Raw genomic sequence first — 25,936 nt, forward strand, 5'->3', positions numbered from 1 at the left:
TTCACCTTTCACCTTTCACCTTTCACCTTTCACCTTTCACCTTTCACCTTTCACCTTTCACCTTTCACCTTTCACCTTTCACCTTTCACCTTTCACCTTTCACCTTTCACTAATTTGTCGACACGCTCACTTCATCAATAGAGCCCGCCCTGGAAAAATATTTGTATAGAGAAGGATCCCTGAGTTTTACAATAATAACCCCACGCCTTGAGCTTGCATGAACTACATATCCGTTTTGAAGATAAACACCTACATGGCTAAATTGCTTGCCATCAAAATCAAAGAAAACAAGGTCGCCCTCTTTCAATTCTTCTTCATATTTGCGCTTAATAACATTAATTTGCTTACTGGTCATGCGTGGGATAGTGATACCGTACACCTGTTGCTCTAACAAAAAAGCAAGTCCGGAGCAATCTACTCCATCCTTATCCAGGCCACCAAATTTATAGGGAGTGCCCATCCACTCCTCAATAAAAGCATATAATCTGCCGTTTTCTATATTGCTTTTGCTTACGCCCATGATCTCAGCGTATTTGGATGCGATATCGGCATTAGGCTGAACAACTTCGCCCGGTTGCCCCCGCATAGCGGCTTTTCTCGAATGACAGGAAGTTAAAATTACCGGTACAAAAAACAAAACGATGCAGTATAAAAAGAGGCGATGTTTGGTCATGCAGTAAAAATAGAATTTAAGCCCGAGTGAATAAGGAGGATGTTTTTAACATATCCACATGGGGATGTGCAGGTTTGCAGATGTGCAGATGAAATTCCACTCTTTTGTCATCTTGAATTGTAAAATCCGGTGGCCTCTGAAGGAGAAAATGACGTAACAAAAAAGGCTGTCATCCTGAGCCTGTCGAAGGATAGCGGGCAAAGGCCTCTCCGCGCGAGTCTTCGACAGGCTCAGACTGACAGGTCCACACGCCTCAAAATCCAATACGTCATGGGGAGGTACGAAGGATCTATTCGCAGACTACACAGGGCGAAGAAGCATAGTGGAGAATAGATCCTTCAAATCGTTCAGGATGACAAAGCTTTTTTATCAGCACTTCTAACTTTTTATCACCCTTTGTATCTCATCCAGCTTCATTAAAGCTTCTACAGGTGTAAGCGTATTTACGTCAAGATTATTCAGCGTATCACGAATCTTTACAAGTACCGGGTCATCTATAGAGAACATCTGCATCTGTACGGCTTGTTTTTGCACCTTGCGGATGCTTTCTTTAATATGTTCGCCGCCTGTGCGTTCGTTTTCCAGCTTCTTTAATATTTCGTTGGCGCGGGTCAATACCTTTTGAGGCATCCCCGCTAATTTAGCTACGTGTATTCCGAAGCTGTGCTCACTTCCGCCCGGTACCAGCTTACGCAGGAATATGATCTGATGCCCAACCTCTTTTACCGATACGTTAAAATTCTTGATACGATGAAAAGTATTGCTTAGCTCATTCAATTCATGATAGTGGGTAGCAAATAATGTTTTAGCCTTGGCAGCAGGGTGATTATGCAAATATTCGGCAATGGACCAGGCAATAGAAATACCATCATAAGTAGATGTACCACGACCGATCTCATCTAACAAAATCAAACTCCGGTCTGATATATTATTCAGGATACTGGCTGTTTCGTTCATCTCCACCATAAAGGTTGATTCGCCCGATGAAAGGTTATCTGATGCTCCTACCCTTGTAAATATCTTATCTACCAACCCAATCGAAGCCGATTTAGCGGGTACAAAACATCCCATCTGAGCCATCAAAACAATTAAGCCGGTTTGCCTTAACAAGGCCGATTTACCCGCCATATTGGGGCCTGTAATAATGATGATCTGCTGTGTTTCCGAATCGAGGAATACATCATTAGTAATGTAACTTTCACCCAGCGGCAGGTTTTTTTCTATTACCGGGTGACGTCCGCCTTTGATATCCAGCACACGGCTTTCATTCATCTCCGGCTTTACATAGTAGTTTTTGATGGCTATGGTGGCAAAGTTAAGCAGCACATCCAAGCGGGCTATTAGCTGGGCATTTAGTTGTATCGGTTTAATATACTCTGCAAGTGAATAAAGCAGATCATTATACAAACGTGTTTCCAGCACCAGGATCTTTTCTTCGGCGCCTAAAATTTGTTCTTCGTATTCTTTTAGCTCGGGTGTAATATAACGCTCGGCATTTACCAGTGTTTGTTTACGAATCCACTCGGCAGGCACTTTATCACGATGACTATGCGTAACCTCCAGATAGTAGCCAAATACGTTATTGAACGATACTTTTAACGAGGGGATACCTGTAGCTTCGGCTTCACGTTTCTGAATTTCGAGCAGATAACCCTTACCTCCAAAAGCTATCTTTCGCAGCCTGTCTAGCTCCTCATTAATACCCTCGTTCATCACAGAACCTTTCACGATCATTACCGGAGGCTCAGGATGCAGTTCGCGTTCTATTTTTTCGCAGATGAGCACGCAGGGATTAAGCTGCTCGCCTATTGCGCGTAATGGCTGGCTTTTTGAAGTTTCGGCAATCTTCTTGATAACACCAATAGCCATCAACGCTTTTTTAAGCTGACAAACCTCACGTGGGTTGGCCTTTTGCAGACCGATCTTGGAGATCAGCCTTTCCAGGTCACCAATCTGGCGAATGTTGTTTTGCAGATTTTCGCGCAGCTCTTCATGTTCAATCATGTACTCCACCACACCAAGTCGATCGTTGATAGGTTTTATCTCCTTAAGTGGCATTACAATCCAGCGGCGCAGTAAACGGGCGCCCATGGGCGAGCAGGTATGATCAAGTACATCAACCAGGGTAAGGGCATTATCATTGGTAGAGCCTACCAGCTCCAGGTTGCGTACGCTGAACCTATCCAACCATAAATACCTGTCTTCTTCAATCCTGCCTATGGCAGAGATATGTTGCAGGTTACGGTGCTCGGTTTCATTGAGGTAATGGATGGCCACCCCTGCCGCTATTATACCAAGGTTAAGCTTATCGATGCCAAACCCTTTGAGCGATTTTACGCCGAAGTGCTTTAACAGCGTTTCGGTAGCGTAATCGCCGCTGTAAGGCCATTCATCAAGGGCGTAGGTGTAAAATCTATCGCCGTAGCTCTCCTTAAAATCACCGGTACGGCTTTTAGGGTAGATCACTTCTGAGGGCGAAAAACTTTGCAACAGCTTATCAATATAATCGCTGTTACCCTGTGCCGTATGAAACTCGCCGGTTGAAATATCTATAAGGGCAATGCCGATTGTATTTTTTTCAAAGTGCAGCGATGCCAGGTAATTATTACTCTTTTGGTTAAGTATATTATCATTGGTGGCCACGCCGGGTGTCACCAGTTCGGTAACGCCACGTTTAACAATGGTTTTGGTAGTCTTGGGATCTTCCAGCTGATCACAGATAGCCACACGTTGCCCTGCACGTACCAGCTTGGGTAAATAGGTATCAAGCGAATGATGCGGAAAACCTGCCAGCTCAATATGAGTGCCCACACCATTGCCGCGGCGGGTAAGTACAATGCCCAGTATGCCGGCAGCCTTAATGGCATCTTCGCCAAATGTTTCGTAAAAATCACCCACGCGAAACAGCAGCAAAGCACCGGGGTACTTCACCTTTATGGCGTTATATTGCTGCATTAAGGGGGTTTCTTTGGTAGTATCTTTAGCCAAGCGGTTTACTCCTTTTGTTAATCGGGTAAAGTTAATGCATTGCCTGCGGTTTTAGGGCATTGTGGAAAAGTTGGTTTCTTGTGGATATCAGGCAGCTGGCATCCCCTGCACAGGTTATGGTGTAAGGATTTCCTTTAAAAACTGCAGCATGATACTTTATAGATTGTGAATATAGTTCTTAAAATACAGCTTATTACCCTCGCCTGGCCCACAGATAAAGAAAATCTAACACTTATTCAAGCAACAGGGCATCTTCATCATCGGTTAAATTAAGCTGTATGGTATCGCTGCCGGCAATGCCTTCAATGCTCCCTTTAATATGGGCCGCGTTCAGTAAAACCTTATCCAGTTGTTTCTCCCGCGATTTCCACATTTTTTCCATAGCATCACGTTCCTTCTGGATAGAAAGGCGCATACTCATGTACCCTTCGCGGATAGCTTTCCACTGTTCAGAAAACTCACTACTGGTTAAGTAATCATATAGCAGGTGCATTTTATCGCCCTTGTTATCCTGCGATTTTACCAGGTTTGATAGCTTAATTATCCCATCGCGCAGGATGTAGGATACTGCTTTTACCTCATCAAAACTACATATCCAAACACCATCCTTCTCGCCAAAACAATCCATACCTTTTGGATAGCATTGAGTAACTATTACCGCCACATCAACCCCAATGCCGCGCATATCCTTTTTAAGCTTATCTATCCAATCGGCGCCAAATGTAGCGGTGCGTTTACTTTCGTAAATAATGCGGCCGCACTCCTGCCCAAATTGGTTACGTACCGTTTGTACACAATCGGCACCACGTACCCCTTTACCCACCTCACTAATCAAATCAAACGGAAAATAGTTGCGCAGCAACTCCTCTAATATCAACTCTTGTACCTCACCCTGCAATTGCATGGAGCCTTGCTCGGCTTTTCGCTTCATTTCCTCGGCCAGTTTCTTCTGGTCGTCTAATTGCTTTTCAAGCTCCTTTACTTTTAGCTGGTATTCGGTATCTTTTATACTGTGCCGTTCGGCTTCCTGCTTACGTATTTGTTCGCTCAGTTCGTTACGCTGCTCCTGTAACCGGCGCTGCACAGATAGCTCCAACTCTTCTTCCTTTAATTGAAGTTGCTTTTCACGCTGCAAAAACTCCAGCTCTTTTTGGCGGGATAATTTAAGTTTCTCCTCGCTCTCCAGTGCCGAGTTCTTCAGCATCAGCAGCTGGTTTTCGAAATCCTGGCTGATAGATCTGCGCAGATTTTCCTCAAGCGAAAGTTCCAATTGTTTTTTTTCGGTATTAAGGCGTTGTTCAAACTCCGCTTTTTGCTGCCGTTCCTTACTTAAAAATTCCTCATCTTTTTTGCGGTACTCTTCCTCCTTTTGGCGGGTATAATCCTGCATTTTAAGCCTGAGCTCCTTTTTATACTCCTCGGCCATCACCTCCTCTATCGGAAAACCAAAACCACAACTGGGGCATTTAACTTCTGTAGCCATACTAATTATAATACGAAAAACATTTTCGCACATCAAATATATGGATTTATACTATGCTTACGTTAATACACCGGCAGCTATTGCAGTTGTCGATTATTAATTCTACATTACATCAATGCAAATTTTACAAATTGGCAAGGCCATGTGGAGCTATGATTATGAAATTTCATCGCTTACTTTAATTGACGAGGCCGGATCTCTTTTTTCCTTAACACCTCCGCCTCACCATCGTGAGGGTGAAATTATACTGACCAATAATAGCCTGGTTATTGATGGCTATAATTACTTAAATATTCCACTTAATAAACTGGAGCAAATATACCTGGGGTTTGATGACGTATATAAACGATCATTGGTTAAAAACAATGGAATATTTTGCCAGCCTTTAAGATTACGCTACAGAGAAGGTGACAACATCAACGTTATATACCTCATTGTAGACCATCGTTTTTTTGGTACCAAAAACCAGCTTTGGTTTGATACTTTAAAGCAATTACTATCCGACTAAGGGTTACCTTTTTCTGCTCCCTTCAAAACAGCAAAATTTTTGTGCTAAAATACAAGCTTAGTAAGCCCCAACCAGGGCTGTTTTTTTATTGTGTTTAATCTGCTATATTTGAAAACGTAAGCCGTCACTAAACCAATTTAACCTAACGATCAATACTATTGATCAATAATCTGCAGTGGGGCTTCCCTAAATCTAAATATTAATATGTTTATGAAAAAGCTCGGATTTTTAAGGCTATTTACCTGTTTACCGCTCATTGCACTCATCCTTCCCAACGTTACCGAATCATTAATGAACCCCAATTACAAAGTACCGCTTTTACATGTTATTATAGCAGCTGCACTGGTAGCGGTAATTGGTATTTGTAGTGTAATTATTTACTATTTACAAAAACAGGAATTGAAGGTGCAGTATCAACGCAATAAAAATTAAACTAAAAACAAACGGCGCCCCCATTTGCATGAGCGCGCCGCAGTGTTAATGTGTGTTATAATTATTTAGCTTTAGCAAATTCGCCATTAGCTTTAATAGTTACTTCGTCGCTTAACATAGCTGAACCAAATTTGCTACCGAAATTAAAGTCAGCACGTTTGATAGTACCAGTTAACTGGAAACCTGCATCATCTGCTTTGCTCATTGGGTTTTGAATTGTACCGCGGTACCATAAATCAAATACAGCTGGTTTGGTAACACCTGCTAATGTAAGGTTACCGGTAACTTTGTAATGTTTATCAGATGTTTTTGAGATACCTGTGCTTGTGAAAGTAAGCGTTGGTTTGTTTGCTGCGTCAAAGAAATCAGCAGATTTCAAGTGACCATCGCGTTGATCGTTATCAGTACTTACAGAAGCTGTTTGTACAGTAAATGAAACTTTAGCATCGCTAAAATCTGGTTTTGTTGAAGTTATAGTAGCATCATAAGTTTTAAAAGTACCGTCAACGTCATTTACCAATAAGTGTGTAACAGTAAATTTAACGTTTGAGTGTGCTTTGTCAACCGTCCAGGTTGTTTGTGCCGATGCAGCAGTGTACAAAAATGCTGATGCTAACAGGATGAAGATTTTTTTCATTGTTCTAAATTTTTTTAAGCTTTGTTTATTTTCTATGGCTCAAAAGTAGGTAAAGAATTTGAATTATTTATAAATAAATGTTTAAACATCTTTTTTTTAGAATAGTATGACAAAACACTACTAATTTAGTGGGTATTTATAGAGTAAACTCATAGTATTAAGGTTGTTAGCTAACCAAAATATTCAATTGCGGCAATACACCTACCCTATATTTTCCCACTTCCCGGAGTCAAGGCTGCGGTAAATTGCATCAACCACCCTCATATCTTTTAAGCCTTCTTCGCCCGGTACACGGCTTTGTATATTGCGGGTTACACAGCTGGCGAAATCATCCATTTGGGCCGCTTGTTGCACTATCTGCGGAAAGTTCATTGGACCATTACTGGTAAAGCCGTCAATACCGCCATACCCGTAGGCCGGTTCAAGCTGAAACTTACCACGCTCGGCCTGTACCTTCAGGTAGCCCCAATCATGGTTATAGCTGGATTTCCCGGTAACTTTTTGCCCGCCCGGGAATTTCAGTTCCCAAAAAACGGTTTCATCAACCTCTTTAAAAAAATCGGGCCTGGTTTTCTCCTGGGTTGCTTTTACAGCCAAAGGTTCCTGCCCCAGGCTATAACGAGAACCCTGGATGGAATATATTCCCATATCCATTAAACCTCCCCCACCGGCCAGGGCTTTTTTTAAGCGCCAGGCGTTAGGGTCGCCATTGTAGGTAAAGCCATTACCTGTTTCAATACTGGTAACTTTTCCAAAAATTTGCTTTTGGCCCAACCGCATCAACTCAATAGTATGAGGTTCAAAGTGTAAGCGATAACCAATAGATAATAAACGGTTAGCCTTTTTACAGGCGGCTATCATTTCTTCACAATCTTTTGCATTAAGAGCCATGGGCTTTTCGCAGATAACATGCTTACCTGCCTGTGCCGCCCTGATGGTATATTCTTTATGCATAGATACCGGCAGCACTACATATACTATATCTATATCCGGATTTTGGGCAATAGTATCAAAATTTTGATAGTTATAGATGTTCTTCTCGGGGATATTATATTTTTTGGCCCAATCCACTGCCTTTGATGGCGTACCCGTAACAATACCTGCCAGGTAGCAGTTCTTTGTTTTTTGGAGGGCCGGTGCCAGTTGCCCACCGCTGTAACTCCCTAAACCAACCAAAGCAATACCCAGTTTTTTGCCGGGTTTAGCCATAGCAAACTGTGACAATGCAGGCCCCAACGCCAACGCGCCAAAACCTACAGAAGCATTACGGATAAAATTTCTGCGTGATGTATTTATTGAAGCCATTTTAATTGATTAAGTTGAATTAGGTTAGCGAGCTTAATAGGTTATTATTACTCAATAAAAATACAAGTTAATCGGGAATTTTGTTTGATGAATTTAAAAAGCTTAATATTTAATAATGAATGAGTAAACATCTTGCCCATTCATTATTAAATTATCATTAGCTTATTTACCAAACGTGTAGAAAACTGAAATTGCGATGTCGTTTGAAATTAACCTAAAATCTACGCTGTCGCCACTTCCGCTTTGCTGGCCATTTGGATCTTTAGATTTATAATGGTTGTAGTTAAGGTTAGCCAATGTAGCAGCAACCCCAAATTTTTTTGATGGGTAGTATACCAAACCAAGGTTTACACCAGCCATATAACCATCTGTTTTACTGTTAGTATTACTGCCGGCATAGTTAGGATCATCATATGTAAACTTATAGTTACTCCTGCCATAACCAATATAAGGGCCGGTACGTATCCCTATTTTATCGTTATACATAAAATACTTTCTTAAAAACACCTTAGCACTATATTCTGTTGTATGTTGTCTTGTGACCAAATTACTACCATTGGTTTGATTACCTGTAGCATAATACAAATTTGTGCCAATATCCAGTTTATCGGCTATAAAATAACTGTAATTAGGACCAATAAGAAAACTTGTACGTTTGCCGTTCAGGTTTGAAACTGCAGTACTTCCGGGGGTGATAAAGGAGTTATTTGAACTTGCATGACTGAACCCCAAATCGAGTCCGAGTGTTTGTGAACCTTTTTCTGTTTGGGCTTTTGAAATTTGAAAAGCCAATAAAAATGCAGGAATTAAAAGCAGGATTTTTTTCATTGTGATTGTAAGTTTGTTGAGCAGTAGGAACGGCTTTTAATATTCAATATTTTATCAAAATGACTATTATTAAATAAATATTTTTTTGGATAAATTGGAATAATATAAGGCGGTAAGTGGCGTTAAATCAGATTTTCTTAAGCCAATAAATTAAATTTCCGGGTAGCTTTCATACGCTTAATGCCAGCGGGCGCAAGTGGCATTAACCTCATAAAATAATTGAAAGTAAATGTCAATACCGGGAGAAGTATAATCTGCTTATAATTTGATTATGGCACGTGAAGTTAATATGAATGATTGACGAGGCTTTAATCAATCCTATCTCCCCTCCAGGTTATCCCGATACTCCTTCAATGAGCGCAATATAGACCTCGCAATTGCATTTTGCCCGTCGTTGGAGTTAAGATAATCTTCGTCGGCCGGGTTATTAATAAAACCCGTCTCTACCAATACGGCCGGCATCCCGCTTTGTGCCAACACCAGCACACCCTGCTCTTTTACACCATAACTGTGGCGGCCATCGGTCTTTTTAAATTCGCGGTTTATCAAATCGCCAAACTGGATACTCTGCTTGCGGTATTTTTGCTGAAAAGCGTTCAATACAATGGTGTTAACCACATTATCTTCGCCATAACCATTATACTTATTTTTATAATCCTTTTCTATGTAGATGGCCGCGTTCTCGCGCAGGGCCTCGCGTTGTTCCTGGCTGCGGTGAAAACCATAAACCAACAATAAAGTACCATGCTCTGTAGCTCTTTTTTGCGGGGATGAATTGCAATGGATAGATATAAATAAGTTCCCGTTATTGCTGTTGGCTATATCTGTACGTTTATGCAGTTCAATAAAAACGTCGGTACTGCGGGTCATAACTATTTTAATACCAGCCATTTCATCATTCACCAGGTCGCGCAGTTTTTTTGCGATGCTTAACGCCACATTCTTCTCTTTTGAATAAGCGCCATGAGCGCCAGGATCTTTACCGCCATGCCCGGCATCAATAATTAACGTTTTGAATTTAAAGTGACCAGCAAGCGGTTTGCTATTATCCGTCTGCTGCGCAAATGAACTATTTGCGACTAAGAAGCAGAGTATAAAACAAAAAAATGCAGGGATATTGGTACTTTTTATGCAAGTGGCAGGCATGAATAATATATAAGGATAAGTACTGTAAACATTTTATCTATAAATGGTACAACTAAGATATTGTTTGGCGCACAAGGTTTAAATATATGATTAATTAAATTTCGCAAAGGTAGTATTAGTTAGCAAGTTAGGTGTGCATTGTTTTACAAATTTTAAAAACAATAGCAAATCCTAAAAGCGACGCTATTTTTACGAACCTTTAATTTTATATTTATTGTTTAAACGTAACCCGCAAACTATAAGTTATTATGCAATTAAAGAAACTGCTTTTTACCCTGCTGATATCCATTGTATTTGCACAAATTGGCTGTAGCCAGGAAAAGCAAATACCTTATGGCGATAATGCTGCCGCAGGTAAATATTATAACGTACGTGGTGTAAAACTATATACTGAAACTTATGGCAGCGGTAAACCGCTGCTGCTAATTCACGGAAACGGCGATAAGATGAGCGCGTTTAAAAACAACATTCCCTATTTTTCCAAAAAATATAAAGTAATAGCTGTTGACAGCCGCGCGCACGGAAAATCTGTTGACCCGCGCGATTCCCTGAGTTTTGAGATGATGGCTGATGATTTTGCAGGTTTACTTGATGTAATGCACATCGACTCGGCATATGTGATAGGTTGGAGCGATGGCGGCATCAATGCGCTTGAACTGGCCATGCGTTATCCTAAAAAGGTAATAAAACTGGCCTCAACAGGCGCAAATCTCTGGCCCGATTCAACCGGGATAGTGCCCAAATATTGGAAAGAAGAACAAATACAGTACAATAAAAACAAAAACACCGCTTGGAAAACCGCCAAAGAAAAAAACGACTGGAAGATTTTCCTGCTCGATTGGTTTCAGCCCAACATCAAACTTTCGGAGCTAAAGAAAATACAATGCCCCTCCCTTATTATTGGTGGCGACCATGATGTGATCCCAACCGAGCACACCGTAATTATATCACAAAACATACCTAAAGCATACCTGTGGATAGTACCCAACTCTGGGCATCCAACACTTGTTGAACATAAGGATGAGTTTAATAAGCTGGTTGATGATTTTTTTGAACAGCCTTTTAATAAAAGGTAGATACTGAAATTAAAAAGCGGCTAAGGCTATACCCTTAAATAAATCTATTCATTTAAGGGTATAGCCTTATTTTGTTTTAAGGCAAAATAACAAGCGACCTAACTTCTTCCCCAAAACTAAGTTATCGAATTTTGCAGCTTCATCTCCGGCAACACACGCTCCAAACCTTCCTAATCCATGACAGACAAGGACAGTTCCAAATCATATAATCCATAGATTAGCATTACCAATTAAAACCAACTATTGTATGCAAATTATTTTTGGAGTTATTTTCCATTTTATCGGCGGTTTTGCCTCGGGGAGCTTTTACATCCCCTACAAAAAAATTAAAGGATGGGCCTGGGAAAGCTACTGGATAGTAGGCGGCATTTTTTCCTGGTTTATTGTACCTCCGCTGGCAGCATGGTTAACAATTCCGGGATTTACAGATATACTAACCCATACCACCACATCCGTTATCGGGTGGACTTATTTAATGGGTTTGCTCTGGGGCATTGGGGGGCTCACCTATGGTTTGGGAGTACGCTACCTGGGGGTTTCATTAGGTAGTACCATAATACTTGGGCTTTGCTCGGTATTTGGGGCGCTCATACCATCAGTATACTATGATTTTTTTCCAAAAGCGGGTAAAGATACCTTTAGCATGATGGTGCATAACCAATGGGGCCAAATGGTATTATTAGGTATTTTGCTTTGCGTAGTGGGCATTGTTATATGCGGCAAGGCCGGTATGATGAAAGAAAAAGAACTCTCTGCCGATAAAACTATAGCCCAGGAAAATAAGGATTACCGCTTTGGGCTGGGTATTTTGGTTGCCATAGTATCGGGCATACTGAGCGCCTGTTTCAACTTTGGGATTGAGGCCGGTAAAACCATGGCCGATACCGCTAACCACCTTTGGCAGGCCGCGCATCCAAACCAGGGTAACTTTTTGTATCAAAACAATGTTACCTATATTATTATACTGTGGGGCGGGCTAACCACCAATTTTATATGGTGTATGGTGCTAAACATCCGTAATAAAACGTTTGATAATTATACCGATAAAAAAACGCCGCTGCTTAAAAACTACCTGTTTGCGGCACTGGCGGGTACCACCTGGTTTTTGCAGTTCTTTTTTTACGGCATGGGCGAAAGCAAAATGGGCAATGGCGCCAGTTCATGGATATTGCACATGGCCTTCATTATTTTAGTGGCCAACATGTGGGGCCTGGTACTTAAAGAATGGAAGGGCGTAAGCAAAAAAGCCTTTGCAACAGTAATAGCCGGCATTTTAGTAATTACATTATCAGTACTTGTGGTAGGCTATGGCAATTCATTAAAGTAAAAATCAATATTAAAATAAATCGTTAACTCAATAATTCAGTAATTAAACATATGTCTGTTAAAACAACACAATTTAAGCACGTAAGCTACCTGTGGGATGATGCAAAAGCAGCCGAGCTTGCCGGTGATGAAGTAGCATTATTAATATACCGATCAAACTTATTGGGTGCCGATCTTAGGTTAACCAACTACGGTGGAGGCAATACCTCTTGTAAAGTAACGTCCAAAGATCCACTAACCGGCAGCGATGTTGAAGTAATGTGGATCAAAGGATCGGGCGGTGATATAGGCACCCTTAAAAAAAGCGGTTTAGCAGCCCTTTATGTAGATCGACTGCGTAGCCTCAAAAACGTTTATCGCGGCGTGGCGTATGAAGACGAAATGGTGGAGCTATTTAACCATTGCATTTATGACCTGGCCTCCAAAGCGCCGTCAATCGATACCCCGCTACATGGATTCTTACCTTTTAAACATATAGATCACCTGCATCCTGATGCAGCCATAGCTATCGCGGCAGCTAAAGATGGTAAAAAGATAACCCAGGAACTTTTTAACGGTACCATTGGCTGGGTAGAATGGAAAAAACCAGGTTTCGAGCTGGGCCTGCAATTAAAGCAATGCCTTGACGAAAACCCGGGCATCCGTGGTATTATGTTGGGTTCGCATGGGTTATTTACCTGGGGCGATACCGCTTACGAAAGCTACATCAACACGCTTGAAGTAATTGAGCGCTGTGCCGAATACCTGGAAGAAAACTATGGCAAAAAGGCCCCTGTTTTTGGCGGGCAAAAAATTGATAGCCTTGATGAGGCCGGCCGTAAAAAGCAAGCTGCAGCCATTGCTCCTATTCTGCGTGGTTTTTGCTCAAGTCAAAAGCATATGATTGGTCATTTTACAGATGATGCGCGGGTACTGGAGTTTATTAACTCCAATGATCTTGGCCGTTTGGCACCATTGGGTACCAGCTGCCCCGATCACTTTTTGCGCACCAAGATCAGTCCGCTGGTATTGGAGCTTGAACCGGGCGAGGACCTGAGCGATGTGAAAGCATTACAGGAACGCCTTGCCCCTGCATTTGAAGCCTACCGCCAAATGTATACCGATTATTACAACACCTGTAAGCATGATAACAGCCCGGCTATAAGGGATACCAACCCGGTGATCATCCTGTATCCGGGGGTTGGCTTGTTCTCCTTTTCCAAAGACAAGCAAACAGCCCGTGTTGCTGCCGAGTTTTATACTAATGCTATCAACGTAATGAAGGGTGCCGAAGCCATATCAGAGTACACCTCATTACCGCGCCAGGAGGCTTTTGATATAGAATACTGGCTATTGGAAGAAGCCAAATTACAGCGCATGCCAAAACCTAAAGCCTTATCCGGTAAAATTGCCCTTATAACAGGCAGTGCAGGTGGCATAGGTAAAGCCATCGCCAAAAAATTTGTTGACGAAGGTGCCGTAGTGATATTAAATGACATGAATACCGAACGCTTAGACAGCGCCGGTGAAGAATTTAAAAAACAATACGGTAAAGATTCATACACCACCGCGGTGCTTGATGTTACCAACAGCGAACAGATCAACGCTGCCTTAGAAACTGCGGCCCTGGCTTTTGGTGGGGTTGATATTGTGATCAATAACGCCGGCCTATCCATCTCCAAATCAATTGCCGATCATACCGATAAAGATTGGGATCTGCTTTATGATGTATTGGTAAAGGGCCAGTTCTTTGTTACACAGGCAGCCGTGGCTGTAATGAAAAAACAAGCTATCGGTGGCGACATTATCAATATAGTAAGCAAAAACGCCCTGGTTAGCGGACCAAACAATGCCGGTTACGGATCGGCTAAAGCCGCGCAGCTGCACCTGAGCCGCTTAAATGCTGCTGAGTTAGGTGCCGACAGTATCCGCGTGAACGTGGTAAATCCTGATGCTGTTATTAGCGACAGCAATATATGGGCTGGCGGCTGGGCCGAAGGTCGTGCAAAAGCTTATGGTATTACCGTAGCCGAATTGCCTGCTTACTATGCAAAGCGTACCTTACTGAACGAGATCATTTTACCTGCCGATATTGCGGATGCCTGTTTCGCCTTTACCGGCGGCCTGCTCAACAAATCAACCGGCAACGTGTTGAATGTTGACGGCGGTGTAGCGATGGCGTTTGTGAGATAGATTTTTGGACGAAGGATTTTCGGACGAAGGACAAAGGACTTTAAATAACAAAATGTCATGCCGAACTTGTTTCGGCATCCCACAGGACAGGCCTACAGCATGCTGAAAACTTAGCATGTGGGATCCCGAAATAAATTCGGGATGACTTAGAAATATTTAGGATCTACAAATATGTCATTGCGAGGTACGAAGCAATCGCGAACTATACAGGGCAGACTTTGCGCAGTTCTCGATCACTACTCTTGCAATGACATCATTCTTGAAAAATTATAAACCGATAACGATGCAATTAGAGAAGAGCATAATCGAAGAATATAACCACCAGCACCAAACAGCGCACCAACGCAAGTTTGATTTTATTGCTGCTGATGTAAACGGACTGGATACCATTCTAAAAAAGTTAATTGATTTTAATATAGCTATACCAAGCTGGGCTTTGGGCACCGGCGGCACCCGTTTTGGTCGTTTTTCCGGTGGTGGCGAGCCGCGCAGTCTGGAAGAAAAAATAGAGGATGTGGGTTTGATCCACGCCTTAAATAGGAGCAGTAACTCCATATCGCTGCATATTCCATGGGATATCCCCAAAAATGCTGCTGATATTAAGGAGCATGCTGCCCAATTAGGTTTACACTTTGATGCCGTTAACTCCAACACCTTCCAGGACCAGGCATCGCAGGAGCTGAGTTACAAATATGGCTCATTACACCATGTAGATAAAGCTGTACGCAAGCAAGCTATCGCCCACAACATCGAGGTGATCAAATACGGCGTTGAGCTGGATTCAAAAGCTTTGTCTGTTTGGTTATCTGATGGATCAAATTTTCCCGGTCAGTTAAACATGCGCGGGGCTTTTGAACGCACACTGGAAAGCCTGCAGGAAATTTACGAAGCCTTACCTGCAGATTGGAAAGTTTGGGTAGAATACAAACCTTACGAACCAAACTTCTACTCTACCACTATTGGCGATTGGGGGCAATCATACTTATTGTCATCCAAATTAGGCAGCAAAGCACAAACTTTGGTGGATTTAGGTCACCATTTGGGTAGTACCAATATTGAGCAAATAGTTTCTTTATTGCTGATGGAAGGCAAGCTGGCCGGTTTCCACTTTAACGATTCTAAATACGGCGATGATGACCTTACCGTTGGCAGTATCAACCCATACCAGTTGTTCCTGATATTTAACGAACTGGTAGAAGGTATGGATGCACGCGGAATGAACCATGCTACTGCCATAGGCTGGATGATAGATGCATCGCACAATGTGAAAGACCCAATTGAGGATTTGATCCAATCTGTTGAGGCTATCAAAATAGCTTATGCACAAGCCTTATTGGTTGATGTAACCGCTTTAAAACAGGCGCAGCAATACAATGACGTAGTAAAAGCCCAGGAGATATTACAGCATGCCTACCGTACAGATGTTCGTTCGTTACTGGCTGAGGCACGTTTACGTGCAGGCGGCGTATTAGATCCCTTGGCTTTATACAGGCAACAGGCGGTCCGTAACCAACTGATTAAAGAACGGGGAGCAAAGGCAGTATCAACCGGATTATAATATGGCGCAAATACCCGTAATAGCTGTTTTTGATGTTGGCAAAACCAACAAGAAGCTGTTCCTGTTTGACGAGAACTACAAGATAGTTTTTGAACGGACGGCCCGCTTCCTGGAAACCCACGACGAAGACGGCGCCCCGTGTGAAAATCTCGATAGCCTGCGCTTATCGGTATTTGATTCGCTGCGCGAAATTTTTAAGCACAAAGAGTTTGATTTAAAAGCGGTTAACTTCTCTACCTACGGGGCAAGTTTTGTTTACGTAGATGAAGATGGAACGCCACTAACCCCATTATATAATTACCTTAAACCATATCCACCAGAATTAGGCAGGCAGTTTTATGAAACCTATGGTGATGAAGCCCGGTTTGCACGTGAAACTGCCTCGCCCGTTTTGGGTAACCTCAACTCGGGCTTGCAGCTTTACCGGCTTAAATACCAGCAACCCGAGATTTTTAAAAAGCTCAAATACGCCCTGCACTTGCCGCAATACATGAGTTACCTGCTCAGCGGTCAAATGGTTACCGATCTTACCAGCATCGGCTGCCATACCGCCCTTTGGGATTTTGGCAGCAACAATTACCACCGTTGGGTTAGTGATGAGGGCATACTCCCTAAAATGGCGCCCTTAAAACCCGCCGATAGTGTATTGCCTTCTGTATTCCCCGGAAGTACCTTTTGTGTGGGCATAGGCTTGCATGACAGTTCTGCGGCGCTTATCCCCTATTTGGTGAGTTTTAATATGCCCTTTGTGCTTATATCAACCGGCACCTGGTCTATCAGCTTAAACCCATTTAACCAAACACCGCTTACAGCCGATGAGTTAAAAAACGATTGCCTTAACTACCTGCAATATAAAGGCGGCCCCGTTAAAGCATCCCGTCTTTTCACCGGTTACGAATACGAACAACAGGTAAAACGCATTGCCGCCCATTTTAACCAGGACCAGATAGCTTACCGCACCATCAACTATGATCCTGCTGTAATAGCAAAACTTAATAAACAAATTACACTGCAAAGCCAAAAACAGGAAGGCGAATTACAAAAATCCGTTTTTGAACAGCGCAACTTAAATGACTTTAGTACTGATATAGAAGCTTACCATCAATTGATGGTAGATATAGTTAGCCAGCAAACCATATCAACCAACTACATACTGCAAGGATGCAAAGTACAAAGGATATTTGTTGATGGCGGATTTAGCAAAAACAGTGTATTTATGCACCTGCTGGCGCTCGCGTTTCCACAATTGGAGGTTTACGCTGCTTCAATGGCGCAGGCTACAGCTGTGGGTACGGCCCTGGCAGTTCATCAATGCTGGAATACCAAACCGTTGCCGCATGATTTAATTGAGCTGAAGTATTATTCTGGAGTGCATGATGAGGTGGTATGACGTAACGATTGTTCCAGTTGCCCATGACGTTTTTTTGCAAAAAAAACTTTTTGTCATCCTGAACGATAGTGAAGGATCTAATCGCAGACTTTACAGGGCGAAGAAGCATAGCGAATAACAGATCCTTCAAATCGTTCAGGATGACAAACTTTTTAAAACGCCATTTCTCCTTCAGAGTTCACCGGATTTTATACCTCGCAATCACATAATTTATTACCGTAGCTCCTTTACCAAATCCACAATATCCCCAACAACCGCAGCGTCTTTAATGATCCGCTCATGCCCAAGACCAACGTACTCCTTTGTTAAAATACCAGGATGAGCGCTTAAAAACTCGTGCAGATAATTGTATGGCGAAATTTTATCGTCCTTGTCAAATGCCAACCAGTGTTTAATAGCTGGGCTATCTTTATAAAGATCATTAAGGTTAAAATCAGATGCTTTTAACTCAAACAGTGTTTCAAAAGCTTCAAAAAACTTTTCCTTTGCCGAAGCGGGTGTTTCTACCGAGTCCATCGTGGCGATAAAGTTTTCTTTGAGTTTGATGAGTGGCGCAATACTAATCTGCAATGCCGGTTTAGCGCCGGATTCGTTCATGGCAATTATGTTAGCCATGGCACCAAGCGAGTGCCCAATCAGCACATCCGGAGTACCGTAAGTTTCGATCACAGCTTTTGCTGCCTTTACAAAAAGGATTAGGTTAGATAGTTCCCCTTCTGAACTGGCATTACCCGGTGCATCAAAAGCTATGACCTGTAAATCTTCAACGGTTTTCAAACCCGTTATCACCTCATCAAAGTCGATTGCTTTTGAGCCCCAGCCATGAGTAATTAATACCTTTCGGCTGCCGTTACCCCAAATAAAACCGTTAAACTTTAATATCGATCTGCTAAAATGTAGATCATCAACTTCCAGGCTAAACCGCGTTGCTTCATCCAACAAAACTTGTTGCTGTAGTCTTGGCAACATTTTTGGCGAGTAGCAGATCAACTCCCAAAGCATGTCGGTAAGGTGTTGATTTTCTTTATTCTCTAAAGCCAGGATATGCCTGTATAGCAGTTTTAGTTTCTTCATGAAGCATGTTCAGGAAGCTAAGGTAGGTAAGTATAGTTAGATTAAAAAAATGTCAATCCGAGTATCGCGGAGCAGCTATTTACGAACTATTCAACTCAGATTTGTATGGCGCGCAATAGATGCTTCATTTCCGTTACCCACGGCGAGTTTTGCAAAAAAACTTTTTGTCATCCTGAACGCAGTGAAGGATCTGTTGTTCGCCATGCTTTTTCGCCCTGTACAGTTTGCAAATAGATCCTTCACTGCGTTCAGGATGACAAAACTTTTTAAAACGTCATTTCACCTCCTGTCCCCTACCCAGCCACAGTAGAGCATTTATCAACAACTGATTCTGCGTATCGCTATCAAATGTTTGGGAAAGCGACCTGTTGGTGCCACCATCATAATCCATATCATTGTGCCCCATATTAAAATAAACCATGCGGTATTTCTTATTGGTCCACACTACCGGGTAGTAACCGCTGTGCCATATCTCGTGTGGCTTTGGCCCGTTACCAAGTGGAAAACTGGTGGAATCAATAGATAGTAATATATCAATATCCGGATTTTTACGCAGGTCATGTTCCCAGCGGTACCATTCGTTTGGTTGTGTTTTAAATGTTGCCGGCAAGCCTTTGGTTACCGGGTGCTTAGTATCCTCTACCCGCAAAATAGCCGATGTGGGGTGCCAGGTATTACTTACATACTGACCAGCACCCAGGAATTCGTTATGGTACCAATCCCAATTTTGCGGATAATCCGACGGCGTAAGCGCGAATGCCGAAAAATGAAATCCCATCCAGGCACCACCTTTTTTCATGTACTGTTCAAATGCGGCCCGTTGATCGGCATCATCTGGCCGGGTATCTAAAAACAGCACCACCTGGTATTTAGCCAAAAACTCCGGGTTCATATTGCTCCAGTTTTTCGTAGAGTCGTAGGTAAAATTGTATTTCTTTCCCATCTCAGGGAAGCGTTTATTGGCTTCATGCATAAAACTGATATGCGCTTTATCGTTACGGCCGGTGTAAAAGGCAATCACCTTAAAGGGCCTGGTGTTTTGTGCACCGGCAGTATAAAAGGTTAAACAAATTATACAAAGCACAATTGCCTGGGCTGCAAATTTTGAGAAACGTGTGGTCATAATTTTTGTTGATTTGCTAATTGTTGTATAAAACTAAATCTTTTTACTTTAATGAAAGTGGCAGAATATGGGTTGAGAGGTAATGTAGGGCAACAACAGCAGGAAACCAAAGCCAGAAATAGTGAAAATCACTACCAATCAGTAGCTTCTTATTTAATTGGTTACACTATTAATAAAAAAACAGCCGTTGTATTACTACAAACGGCTGCTCCTAAGTTATTGCCCCTATACATAACTTATTACTCAAAAGTATAACAGGAGATTTGCAAAAATGCAAGCAGTATTACTCAATCACCATTCGGAATTTACCCTTTTTATCTGGTGGATTTTACGCTCAAAATTGCTCATTTATTCAAATAAGAATGCCCGGTTAAGATATAACCAGGCATGGGGTATTAAATATAAGTTTATAAATGGGTGCTAAACAGGTAAGTATATTACAGGCATTTCAGCTGCCTTATGATCAATACCATCAGGCTACTGTTATACTATTGCCTTTTGCTGCTTTTGGCCATACCAATACCAGCAGTACAAATAAACATGCTTAACAACAAAAAAACTCAATGTAAACGTGGCTAAAAGGGACGAAACGCCCAGCGGATATGTACCGCGGAGATTCTGAAAATTTCCAATTCTTCCATATTTAACCATTTGATAAGTACAATTTACAACTTTAGAAAGTAAAAAGCAAATAATATACTCAAAAAGAAAATAATATTTTCAAATTGATTAAATCATAAAAAATCTCAGTTAAGTTTACTGATTATTATAAATAAATTATAGATTAAAGTGCGCTTCAATACCCTTAGCTAAGTATTCATCTATACCTTTTCCTATTTGCTGCAATGGTATTTGATGATCACCGAAACGGTGCTCAATAACTACCCAACCGTAAAAATTTGTTTTGGTGATGGTATGAAACGAGGAATGGCTAAAAACACTAAAGGTAGTTTTACCAGTATCTACTCTGATTATCTTATATGTTTTTTCACCTATTAATAATTCAAAAGCTTCCATAATAATGTTTATACAAACTTATAGGGTAACCCACTTACCTGCAAGCCCAATAACACCCGTATTTTAACCCATTGAAAATTCAGTGTTTTAACGGAGAGAAAACATTTAGACAGGAAACATTTTAAATATATAAGCATACATTACATTTGCTGATTTTTAAACCGTTACTGTTATAAAAATCAGCCATCATAAATATGAATATCTTCAAATCGATAGCAATTTTTGTTCTTGCCGGCCTCTCCGAAATTGGCGGAGGTTACCTTGTTTGGCTGTGGCTCAAGGAGGATAAACCCTGGTGGTATGGTATTATCGGGGGTATTATACTGGCGCTTTATGGTGTAATAGCTACCTGGCAATCGGCGGGTTTCGGGCGTGTTTATGCAGCATATGGTGGTATTTTTATATTAATGGCACTAATATGGGCCTGGCGGGTAGATGATTTTAAACCCGATAAATATGATATCATAGGCGCGGTAATAGCTGTAGCTGGTGCCTGTATTATCATTTTTATGCCAAGGGGAAAGTAACCTCTCTTACTTCATAAAACTTACTTAAATGAATTGTAATATAGATTTGGCTAAATGATAGCCTCATTTGCCAGGGGGATTTATCCTTCCCTTAAAAATTAAATTAAAAAAAAGCAGTCAAAGGGCAAACAAAGATGCTACGTGGTTTGTACTATAGCTGATTTTATTATTTATTTAAATAATAACAAAACAATCACTATATTTGCATTATCATACTAAATGTTAATAATTATGGAAAAATTAATAATATTAAGAATGTTTTTCTGTTTCCCCTTAGCCGGACTATTGCTTCCGGATGCCGGAATCTTACTGGCAGGTAACCCGGGCCATATACCATTAATTCGTCTTGGCATCGAAATTGGATTGATCATTTGCATTTTGATTTGCACAGTTGCTATTACGTATGGTAAAAGACGCAATCAAAATATATCTGATAAAAAAAACGAGGCATCATATTATTAAAGCCTATAACAGAAACATTACTTAACCTTCAATCCGGACCAAAGTATTGACTCAATTGGGGTTCTTGTGCCCCAAATTTCTACTACAGCTTTTTGTGTTTGGCGTTTTAATCCCAATTCCGGCGCGTTAACTTTCGGTATGTGCTTTGCTATATCAATATTGTTTTTTTTATTGATATTTGATCAACCGCTACTCCGTAAATGAAAAAAGTCTTATTCCTTATTCTCTTTCCGTTATCTTCATTTGCACAAACAGCATTTACCTACATCCAAAACGGAAACGCGAGTGCTAATGCAAAAGATTATAAAAGTGCTATCGATAATTTTACCCGGGCCATTCAGTTAAATGATAAAAATAGCGATGCTTATTTTTATCGTGCCAATGCCAACGGAAACCTGAAGGATTACAAAGCGGCAATTGCCGACTATGCCAAAGCGTTATCAATTAAATCCGACTTTACAACGGCCTATTATTACAAAGCAAACGCCGAAAGCAGCGTACAGGATTACCAGGCTGCAATTGCAGATTTTAACCGCGCCATTGCGCTGGGCCCAAAAACCGGCGAGATGTACCTCTATCGCGGTAACGCAAAATCAAACTTAAATGATAATGCAGGTGCCATTGCCGATTTCACCATTGCCTTGCAGTATGCACCCAACAACGCCGAAATATATGAGTACCGCGGACTTGCAAAAAACAATAAAGGTAATTATGCCGCCGCTGTGGATGACTATAATATTGCCATCAAACTAAATCCACAAAAATCGGCTGTTTACCAGTATCGCGCCGGATCAAAAGCAAGCATGGGTGATAACGAAGGGGCTATTGTTGATTACACTTTGGCTATTACAATGAATCCACAAAATGCCGAAGCCTATCTTTATCGCGGAAATTCAAAAGGCAATATCCAGGATTTCAAAGGAGCTGTTGAAGATTATAAAAAAGCTGCATCCCTAAATCCCCAACTTAAAAATGTATTCTTATACCTGGCAAATGCCGAAAACAATATGGGCGATAGCCTGGGTGCGCTTGATTACTTTAATAAATCAATTAATCAGCATCCGCAGCTTAGCGAGCCTTACCTTTATCGTGGCCTGGTTGAAAGCAATATAAAGGAGTATGATAAAGCAATAGCCGATTTCAACAAGTCGATATCACTTGGCAACCGAACGTCTGAGGCTTACCAAAGCCGCTCATATGTAAAACTTTCAATGAAGGATGCCCATGGTGCTAAACTTGATGCTGATACAGCTATATCATTGGATCCTAAAAGTTTAAATGCATATATAAGTCGCAGCAAGGCAAAACTGGCCATGAAGGATACTACCGGTGTTATGGCCGATCTGGCTTTGGCTATAGCTATCAACAGCAAAAGTGATGAAGCCTACCTGGTACGCGGTGATACCCATCGCGACCTTGGCGATATGACTGCCGCTATAAATGATTACACCAAAGCCATACAGATAAACCCTAATTATACCTACGCATACCTAAACCGCGCTATAGAAAAAGATAAAATGAATGATAAAGTGGGCGCGGTGAAGGATTTTGAAAAACTATTATCCATTGCACCTAAAAAAGAAGATGGCTACGCCCGTTTAGGTAAAGTAAACAACTTTTATAAATATACTTCAAACGGTATACAGTTATTTACAGCTGCTATCGGAATAAATCCGGCGAACTCAAATTTTTACCTTTACCGCGGCGAGGCAAAAGCCTATGCAGGCGATATCAAAGGTGCTATGGCCGATTATAATGCAGGCTTAATTAAAGACCCTAAAAACACTGGTATTTTATTAAAACGAGGCATACTTAAAACCGCTGGCGATGATTTTGCAGGCGCATTGACTGATTATAACGCATACTTTAAAATTGATTCTGTTTCTGATGCTTCGGCTTTAGCTTACCAAAACAGGGGCTTTTTATCATCAAAACAGGGGAATTATAAAGCAGCGATGAAAGATTTGGATAAAGCCGTCTCCATCTTCTCAAACGATGAAACTTTTTTATTCAGGGGCGATGTTAAACTGGCTTTAAAAGATTACGCAGGCGCAGCCGATGATTATCACAATGCCGTTTACCTTAACCCTGCTTATGCCAGGGCATTGGCACACAGTGGTATTGCCAAAAGCTATTTGGGAGATATACAGGGCGTTAATGAGGATTTTGCGGCTGCCCTAAAAGCCGAACCAAACAATGCCGATACCTATATTGACCGTGGCGCCGCCAAAGTGAACATGAAAGATGCCGCCGGTGCCGTTGCCGATTGCAGCCTGGCAATACAGCTTAATTCAAAAAACTCAAGAGCCTATTTACAACGTGGTTTGGCTAAAATAGCGCTTAACGATAAAACGGGTGCCTGTGCAGATATGAACAAAGCACTTGAACTGGGCTCAAAAGAAGCCCCCGCATCTATTGCAAAATATTGCAAGTAGTTTTTTTGGACAAAGGATTTTTGGATCAAGGACATTCAGACAAAGGATTTTCAGACTTTCGGACATTCAGACTAAGACCCTAATTATTACTAAAAAAGGTCTGGCTAGTAACAAGCCAGACCTTTTTTAATAATATTCTTTTCTATGCCCCTTTGTCCGAAAATCCTTGGTCTGAAAGTCTGAAAATCCTTTGTCTGAAAGTCTGAAAATCAAACTGCTTTCCTATCTCCGCTTTGTAGTTGTGCGCGTAATTCTTTCAGCTCAATTTCATAAGCGCGCATACGGGCTTGCAAAATATCTACCTCGGTACGCATCATTTGTATTTCGGTGATTAGCTTGGCTGATTCGGGCTTGTTGATTTTTTTTTCGCCGCTGCCAAGAATAAGCCACTCTGGCGAATATTTAAGCTGAAAGCACAGTTTACGAATAAGGTAATAACTAATATCCTGCTTTTTATTGATCACTTTACTGATAAAGCCCTGATCAACACCGATAGCACCAGCCAAACCCAGCTGCCCGCCGTGTTCCTGCACAATTACTTTTAACCGTTTTATTATTGCTTCATCCGACATATACGACTGCAATAATAAACAATTTGTTCAATTGTTTATTATTGCAGTCGTGCATTCATTCATTAGTGTTTTTTTGAGATATATCATATAAAGCGCACCTATCAACAGGAAACCGTTTTGCATATTTGTATACTCAAAAATGTAAATTACTTTTGCCGCTCTTCGACTCTATACAGTAATTCATTAAGATGTTTATTGAAAATATCTATGCTGATCCGGCCAGCTTTGTAATCGGCAGTTGATTTATGAAATTGCTGCTCTATATTGGCATCAGCATTACTAAGTGCTTTATTCAATCTATCCAGTTTTTGCCCCAGGCTTTGCATCATCAGTAATGGTTCCACATCATTGGTTTGCCGTAACGTTTTCCTTACTTTAGTGCGTTGCTGCTTATCAAATTGTAATATCAAAAACACCACAACCGATCCAATGATTACAAAAAAATAAAAAGAATCCATAAAATTAACTTAGGGTTGTTTATAGTATAAGTTATTACGACTCCTGTTATTGATAGGTTACAATAAGTTTTAAACAATTCTATCAGCAGGTTAACACACATTTAATACTATACTCCTAAAGTTAAAACCGATCCCCCCCTATCAAACATTGTAATTTATAACTTGCACTTTTAATTTCCGGGTAAAAAAGCGGAACTTTACAGTAAATTAATTGGCATGCAAAATAAAACGCCTCTTTAAAACGCTTATAATATTATGAAACCAGGAGATAAGGTAATTTGCATTAACGACAAAATAGATCCCGAAAAAAGCGAAGAGATAAGACGTGACTTTGAAATTTGGATTACCAGGGATAAAGAATACACCATCCGCGAGATATTGGATAACAACGGAATTGTTACCGGGGTGCTATTGGATGAAGTGCACAACTTTCCCAAATTTTTTAAACTGATCAACCGTTTCCAGGAGCCTGCATTTGCTCAATGGCGTTTCCGCAAGCTTAACTATGCCAGTCAACCTGCAGAAGCCATAAGCGAGGTAGAAGAGCTGGTGGAGCAATTGGAGCAGGAAAAACAGCACGTGAAGGTAAAATAGGCCAATACTATTTTCGCACAAAAAAGTTAAGCGTAACTATCGTTCATTTCCTCAGCAAATTACGCTTTCGCGCGAAGCACTTTAAGCCGCAATATTTACTTTGTTAAACATTTGCAAAAACAATTTCAGGATCAGATATTTATAAATAATCT

The 25,936-nt window shown here is 41.2% G+C and carries 25 protein-coding genes; 13 read left to right on the forward strand and 12 right to left on the reverse strand.

The genetic code is table 11. The annotated features are described in order from the left end of the window. Positions 1-109: 109 nt before the first annotated feature. The 3 genes from Q0R88_RS00005 to Q0R88_RS00015 all read right to left on the reverse strand — a co-directional run bounded on the left by Q0R88_RS00005 (position 110) and on the right by Q0R88_RS00015 (position 5,144). Positions 110-673, reverse strand: coding sequence for a C40 family peptidase (locus Q0R88_RS00005; protein WP_295710934.1), 564 nt, complete (start codon positions 671-673; stop codon positions 110-112). 378 nt (positions 674-1,051) lie between these two features. After that, complete coding sequence (mutS, locus tag Q0R88_RS00010; RefSeq protein ID WP_295710936.1) at positions 1,052-3,661, reverse strand: DNA mismatch repair protein MutS; 2,610 nt, start codon at positions 3,659-3,661, stop codon at positions 1,052-1,054. A gap of 232 nt (positions 3,662-3,893) precedes the next feature. Further along, positions 3,894-5,144: a DUF2130 domain-containing protein gene (locus tag Q0R88_RS00015; RefSeq protein ID WP_295710938.1), complete on the reverse strand. Its 1,251-nt coding sequence runs from the start codon at positions 5,142-5,144 to the stop codon at positions 3,894-3,896. A 115-nt stretch (positions 5,145-5,259) separates the two neighbouring features. Between Q0R88_RS00015 and Q0R88_RS00020 the strand changes: the two genes are divergently transcribed. After that, positions 5,260-5,652, forward strand: coding sequence for a hypothetical protein (locus Q0R88_RS00020; protein ID WP_295710940.1), 393 nt, complete (start codon positions 5,260-5,262; stop codon positions 5,650-5,652). A gap of 210 nt (positions 5,653-5,862) precedes the next feature. Then, positions 5,863-6,084 carry a hypothetical protein gene (locus Q0R88_RS00025; RefSeq protein ID WP_295710941.1) on the forward strand — a complete coding sequence of 74 codons (222 nt, stop codon included), beginning with the start codon at positions 5,863-5,865 and terminating at the stop codon, positions 6,082-6,084. A gap of 61 nt (positions 6,085-6,145) precedes the next feature. Here the strand turns inward: Q0R88_RS00025 and Q0R88_RS00030 are convergent, their stop codons facing one another. From Q0R88_RS00030 to Q0R88_RS00045, 4 genes are all read right to left on the reverse strand, one after another. Continuing rightward, positions 6,146-6,721, reverse strand: a complete 576-nt coding sequence (locus Q0R88_RS00030) for a YceI family protein (protein WP_295710942.1) — start codon at positions 6,719-6,721, stop codon at positions 6,146-6,148. 201 nt (positions 6,722-6,922) lie between these two features. Next, positions 6,923-8,026, reverse strand: coding sequence for a Gfo/Idh/MocA family oxidoreductase (locus tag Q0R88_RS00035; protein WP_295710943.1), 1,104 nt, complete (start codon positions 8,024-8,026; stop codon positions 6,923-6,925). Positions 8,027-8,188: 162 nt separating this feature from the next. Then, positions 8,189-8,854 (reverse strand): hypothetical protein, encoded by a 666-nt coding sequence (locus Q0R88_RS00040; protein ID WP_295710944.1) that lies wholly within the window; start codon positions 8,852-8,854, stop codon positions 8,189-8,191. A 318-nt stretch (positions 8,855-9,172) separates the two neighbouring features. Beyond that, positions 9,173-10,000 (reverse strand): N-acetylmuramoyl-L-alanine amidase, encoded by an 828-nt coding sequence (locus tag Q0R88_RS00045; protein WP_295710945.1) that lies wholly within the window; start codon positions 9,998-10,000, stop codon positions 9,173-9,175. A 248-nt stretch (positions 10,001-10,248) separates the two neighbouring features. On the opposite strand from Q0R88_RS00045, the gene Q0R88_RS00050 reads away from it, so the two are divergent. The 5 genes from Q0R88_RS00050 (at position 10,249) to Q0R88_RS00070 (ending at position 17,522) form a co-directional block, all read left to right on the forward strand. After that, entirely contained in the window at positions 10,249-11,076 is an 828-nt protein-coding gene (locus Q0R88_RS00050) for an alpha/beta hydrolase (RefSeq protein ID WP_295710946.1), read from the forward strand. Between the two features lie 247 nt (positions 11,077-11,323). Next, the gene (gene rhaT / locus Q0R88_RS00055) at positions 11,324-12,403 is read left to right on the forward strand and encodes an L-rhamnose/proton symporter RhaT (protein ID WP_295710948.1); all 1,080 of its coding nucleotides are present in this window, start codon (positions 11,324-11,326) and stop codon (positions 12,401-12,403) included. A 50-nt stretch (positions 12,404-12,453) separates the two neighbouring features. After that, positions 12,454-14,574: a bifunctional aldolase/short-chain dehydrogenase gene (locus Q0R88_RS00060; protein WP_295710950.1), complete on the forward strand. Its 2,121-nt coding sequence runs from the start codon at positions 12,454-12,456 to the stop codon at positions 14,572-14,574. A 283-nt stretch (positions 14,575-14,857) separates the two neighbouring features. After that, complete coding sequence (locus tag Q0R88_RS00065) at positions 14,858-16,132, forward strand: TIM barrel protein (protein WP_295710951.1); 1,275 nt, start codon at positions 14,858-14,860, stop codon at positions 16,130-16,132. 1 nt (position 16,133) lies between these two features. After that, complete coding sequence (locus Q0R88_RS00070; RefSeq protein WP_295710953.1) at positions 16,134-17,522, forward strand: FGGY family carbohydrate kinase; 1,389 nt, start codon at positions 16,134-16,136, stop codon at positions 17,520-17,522. Between the two features lie 213 nt (positions 17,523-17,735). Here the strand turns inward: Q0R88_RS00070 and Q0R88_RS00075 are convergent, their stop codons facing one another. Together Q0R88_RS00075 and Q0R88_RS00080 are read right to left on the reverse strand one after the other, a co-directional pair. Beyond that, positions 17,736-18,596 (reverse strand): alpha/beta hydrolase, encoded by an 861-nt coding sequence (locus Q0R88_RS00075; RefSeq protein ID WP_295710956.1) that lies wholly within the window; start codon positions 18,594-18,596, stop codon positions 17,736-17,738. A 274-nt stretch (positions 18,597-18,870) separates the two neighbouring features. Beyond that, the gene (locus tag Q0R88_RS00080; protein ID WP_295710958.1) at positions 18,871-19,719 is read right to left on the reverse strand and encodes a ThuA domain-containing protein; all 849 of its coding nucleotides are present in this window, start codon (positions 19,717-19,719) and stop codon (positions 18,871-18,873) included. A 51-nt stretch (positions 19,720-19,770) separates the two neighbouring features. Here Q0R88_RS00080 and Q0R88_RS00085 point away from each other — a divergent pair, with 51 nt between their 5' ends. Both Q0R88_RS00085 and Q0R88_RS00090 read left to right on the forward strand, forming a co-directional pair. After that, on the forward strand, positions 19,771-19,974 hold the full coding sequence (locus tag Q0R88_RS00085; protein ID WP_295710960.1) for a hypothetical protein: 204 nt from the start codon (positions 19,771-19,773) through the stop codon (positions 19,972-19,974). Between the two features lie 158 nt (positions 19,975-20,132). After that, a complete protein-coding gene (locus Q0R88_RS00090) occupies positions 20,133-20,267 on the forward strand; it encodes a hypothetical protein (RefSeq protein ID WP_295710962.1) in 135 nt (44 codons plus the stop codon). A gap of 229 nt (positions 20,268-20,496) precedes the next feature. On the opposite strand, the gene Q0R88_RS00095 is transcribed toward Q0R88_RS00090, so the two are convergent. Continuing rightward, on the reverse strand, positions 20,497-20,736 hold the full coding sequence (locus tag Q0R88_RS00095) for a hypothetical protein (RefSeq protein WP_295710965.1): 240 nt from the start codon (positions 20,734-20,736) through the stop codon (positions 20,497-20,499). 194 nt (positions 20,737-20,930) lie between these two features. Between Q0R88_RS00095 and Q0R88_RS00100 the strand changes: the two genes are divergently transcribed. The 3 genes from Q0R88_RS00100 (at position 20,931) to Q0R88_RS00110 (ending at position 24,160) form a co-directional block, all read left to right on the forward strand. Next, positions 20,931-21,263 carry a YnfA family protein gene (locus Q0R88_RS00100; protein WP_366086492.1) on the forward strand — a complete coding sequence of 111 codons (333 nt, stop codon included), beginning with the start codon at positions 20,931-20,933 and terminating at the stop codon, positions 21,261-21,263. 231 nt (positions 21,264-21,494) lie between these two features. Then, a complete protein-coding gene (locus tag Q0R88_RS00105) occupies positions 21,495-21,725 on the forward strand; it encodes a hypothetical protein (RefSeq protein ID WP_295710966.1) in 231 nt (76 codons plus the stop codon). Positions 21,726-21,925: 200 nt separating this feature from the next. Further along, positions 21,926-24,160: a tetratricopeptide repeat protein gene (locus tag Q0R88_RS00110; RefSeq protein ID WP_295710969.1), complete on the forward strand. Its 2,235-nt coding sequence runs from the start codon at positions 21,926-21,928 to the stop codon at positions 24,158-24,160. 209 nt (positions 24,161-24,369) lie between these two features. Here the strand turns inward: Q0R88_RS00110 and Q0R88_RS00115 are convergent, their stop codons facing one another. Continuing rightward, entirely contained in the window at positions 24,370-24,732 is a 363-nt protein-coding gene (locus Q0R88_RS00115; RefSeq protein ID WP_295710971.1) for a hypothetical protein, read from the reverse strand. Between the two features lie 146 nt (positions 24,733-24,878). After that, complete coding sequence (locus Q0R88_RS00120) at positions 24,879-25,190, reverse strand: hypothetical protein (protein WP_295710972.1); 312 nt, start codon at positions 25,188-25,190, stop codon at positions 24,879-24,881. Between the two features lie 255 nt (positions 25,191-25,445). Here Q0R88_RS00120 and Q0R88_RS00125 point away from each other — a divergent pair, with 255 nt between their 5' ends. Beyond that, entirely contained in the window at positions 25,446-25,784 is a 339-nt protein-coding gene (locus tag Q0R88_RS00125; protein ID WP_295710974.1) for a hypothetical protein, read from the forward strand. Positions 25,785-25,936 lie beyond the last annotated feature (152 nt).

The sequence above is a fragment of the Mucilaginibacter sp. genome (genome assembly GCF_025362475.1).
GTDB lineage: Bacteria > Bacteroidota > Bacteroidia > Sphingobacteriales > Sphingobacteriaceae > Mucilaginibacter.

Coding starts and splice junctions, on each gene's coding strand:
- Q0R88_RS00005 (WP_295710934.1), bottom strand. CDS start 673: ATGACCAAACATCGCCTCTTTTTATACTGCATCGTTTTGTTTTTTGTA.
- Q0R88_RS00015 (WP_295710938.1), bottom strand. CDS start 5,144: ATGGCTACAGAAGTTAAATGCCCCAGTTGTGGTTTTGGTTTTCCGATA.
- Q0R88_RS00020 (WP_295710940.1), top strand. CDS start 5,260: ATGCAAATTTTACAAATTGGCAAGGCCATGTGGAGCTATGATTATGAA.
- Q0R88_RS00025 (WP_295710941.1), top strand. CDS start 5,863: ATGAAAAAGCTCGGATTTTTAAGGCTATTTACCTGTTTACCGCTCATT.
- Q0R88_RS00030 (WP_295710942.1), bottom strand. CDS start 6,721: ATGAAAAAAATCTTCATCCTGTTAGCATCAGCATTTTTGTACACTGCT.
- Q0R88_RS00035 (WP_295710943.1), bottom strand. CDS start 8,026: ATGGCTTCAATAAATACATCACGCAGAAATTTTATCCGTAATGCTTCT.
- Q0R88_RS00040 (WP_295710944.1), bottom strand. CDS start 8,854: ATGAAAAAAATCCTGCTTTTAATTCCTGCATTTTTATTGGCTTTTCAA.
- Q0R88_RS00045 (WP_295710945.1), bottom strand. CDS start 10,000: ATGCCTGCCACTTGCATAAAAAGTACCAATATCCCTGCATTTTTTTGT.
- Q0R88_RS00050 (WP_295710946.1), top strand. CDS start 10,249: ATGCAATTAAAGAAACTGCTTTTTACCCTGCTGATATCCATTGTATTT.
- rhaT (WP_295710948.1), top strand. CDS start 11,324: ATGCAAATTATTTTTGGAGTTATTTTCCATTTTATCGGCGGTTTTGCC.
- Q0R88_RS00060 (WP_295710950.1), top strand. CDS start 12,454: ATGTCTGTTAAAACAACACAATTTAAGCACGTAAGCTACCTGTGGGAT.
- Q0R88_RS00065 (WP_295710951.1), top strand. CDS start 14,858: ATGCAATTAGAGAAGAGCATAATCGAAGAATATAACCACCAGCACCAA.
- Q0R88_RS00070 (WP_295710953.1), top strand. CDS start 16,134: ATGGCGCAAATACCCGTAATAGCTGTTTTTGATGTTGGCAAAACCAAC.
- Q0R88_RS00075 (WP_295710956.1), bottom strand. CDS start 18,596: ATGAAGAAACTAAAACTGCTATACAGGCATATCCTGGCTTTAGAGAAT.
- Q0R88_RS00080 (WP_295710958.1), bottom strand. CDS start 19,719: ATGACCACACGTTTCTCAAAATTTGCAGCCCAGGCAATTGTGCTTTGT.
- Q0R88_RS00085 (WP_295710960.1), top strand. CDS start 19,771: ATGAAAGTGGCAGAATATGGGTTGAGAGGTAATGTAGGGCAACAACAG.
- Q0R88_RS00090 (WP_295710962.1), top strand. CDS start 20,133: ATGGGTGCTAAACAGGTAAGTATATTACAGGCATTTCAGCTGCCTTAT.
- Q0R88_RS00095 (WP_295710965.1), bottom strand. CDS start 20,736: ATGGAAGCTTTTGAATTATTAATAGGTGAAAAAACATATAAGATAATC.
- Q0R88_RS00100 (WP_366086492.1), top strand. CDS start 20,931: ATGAATATCTTCAAATCGATAGCAATTTTTGTTCTTGCCGGCCTCTCC.
- Q0R88_RS00105 (WP_295710966.1), top strand. CDS start 21,495: ATGGAAAAATTAATAATATTAAGAATGTTTTTCTGTTTCCCCTTAGCC.
- Q0R88_RS00110 (WP_295710969.1), top strand. CDS start 21,926: ATGAAAAAAGTCTTATTCCTTATTCTCTTTCCGTTATCTTCATTTGCA.
- Q0R88_RS00115 (WP_295710971.1), bottom strand. CDS start 24,732: ATGTCGGATGAAGCAATAATAAAACGGTTAAAAGTAATTGTGCAGGAA.
- Q0R88_RS00120 (WP_295710972.1), bottom strand. CDS start 25,190: ATGGATTCTTTTTATTTTTTTGTAATCATTGGATCGGTTGTGGTGTTT.
- Q0R88_RS00125 (WP_295710974.1), top strand. CDS start 25,446: ATGAAACCAGGAGATAAGGTAATTTGCATTAACGACAAAATAGATCCC.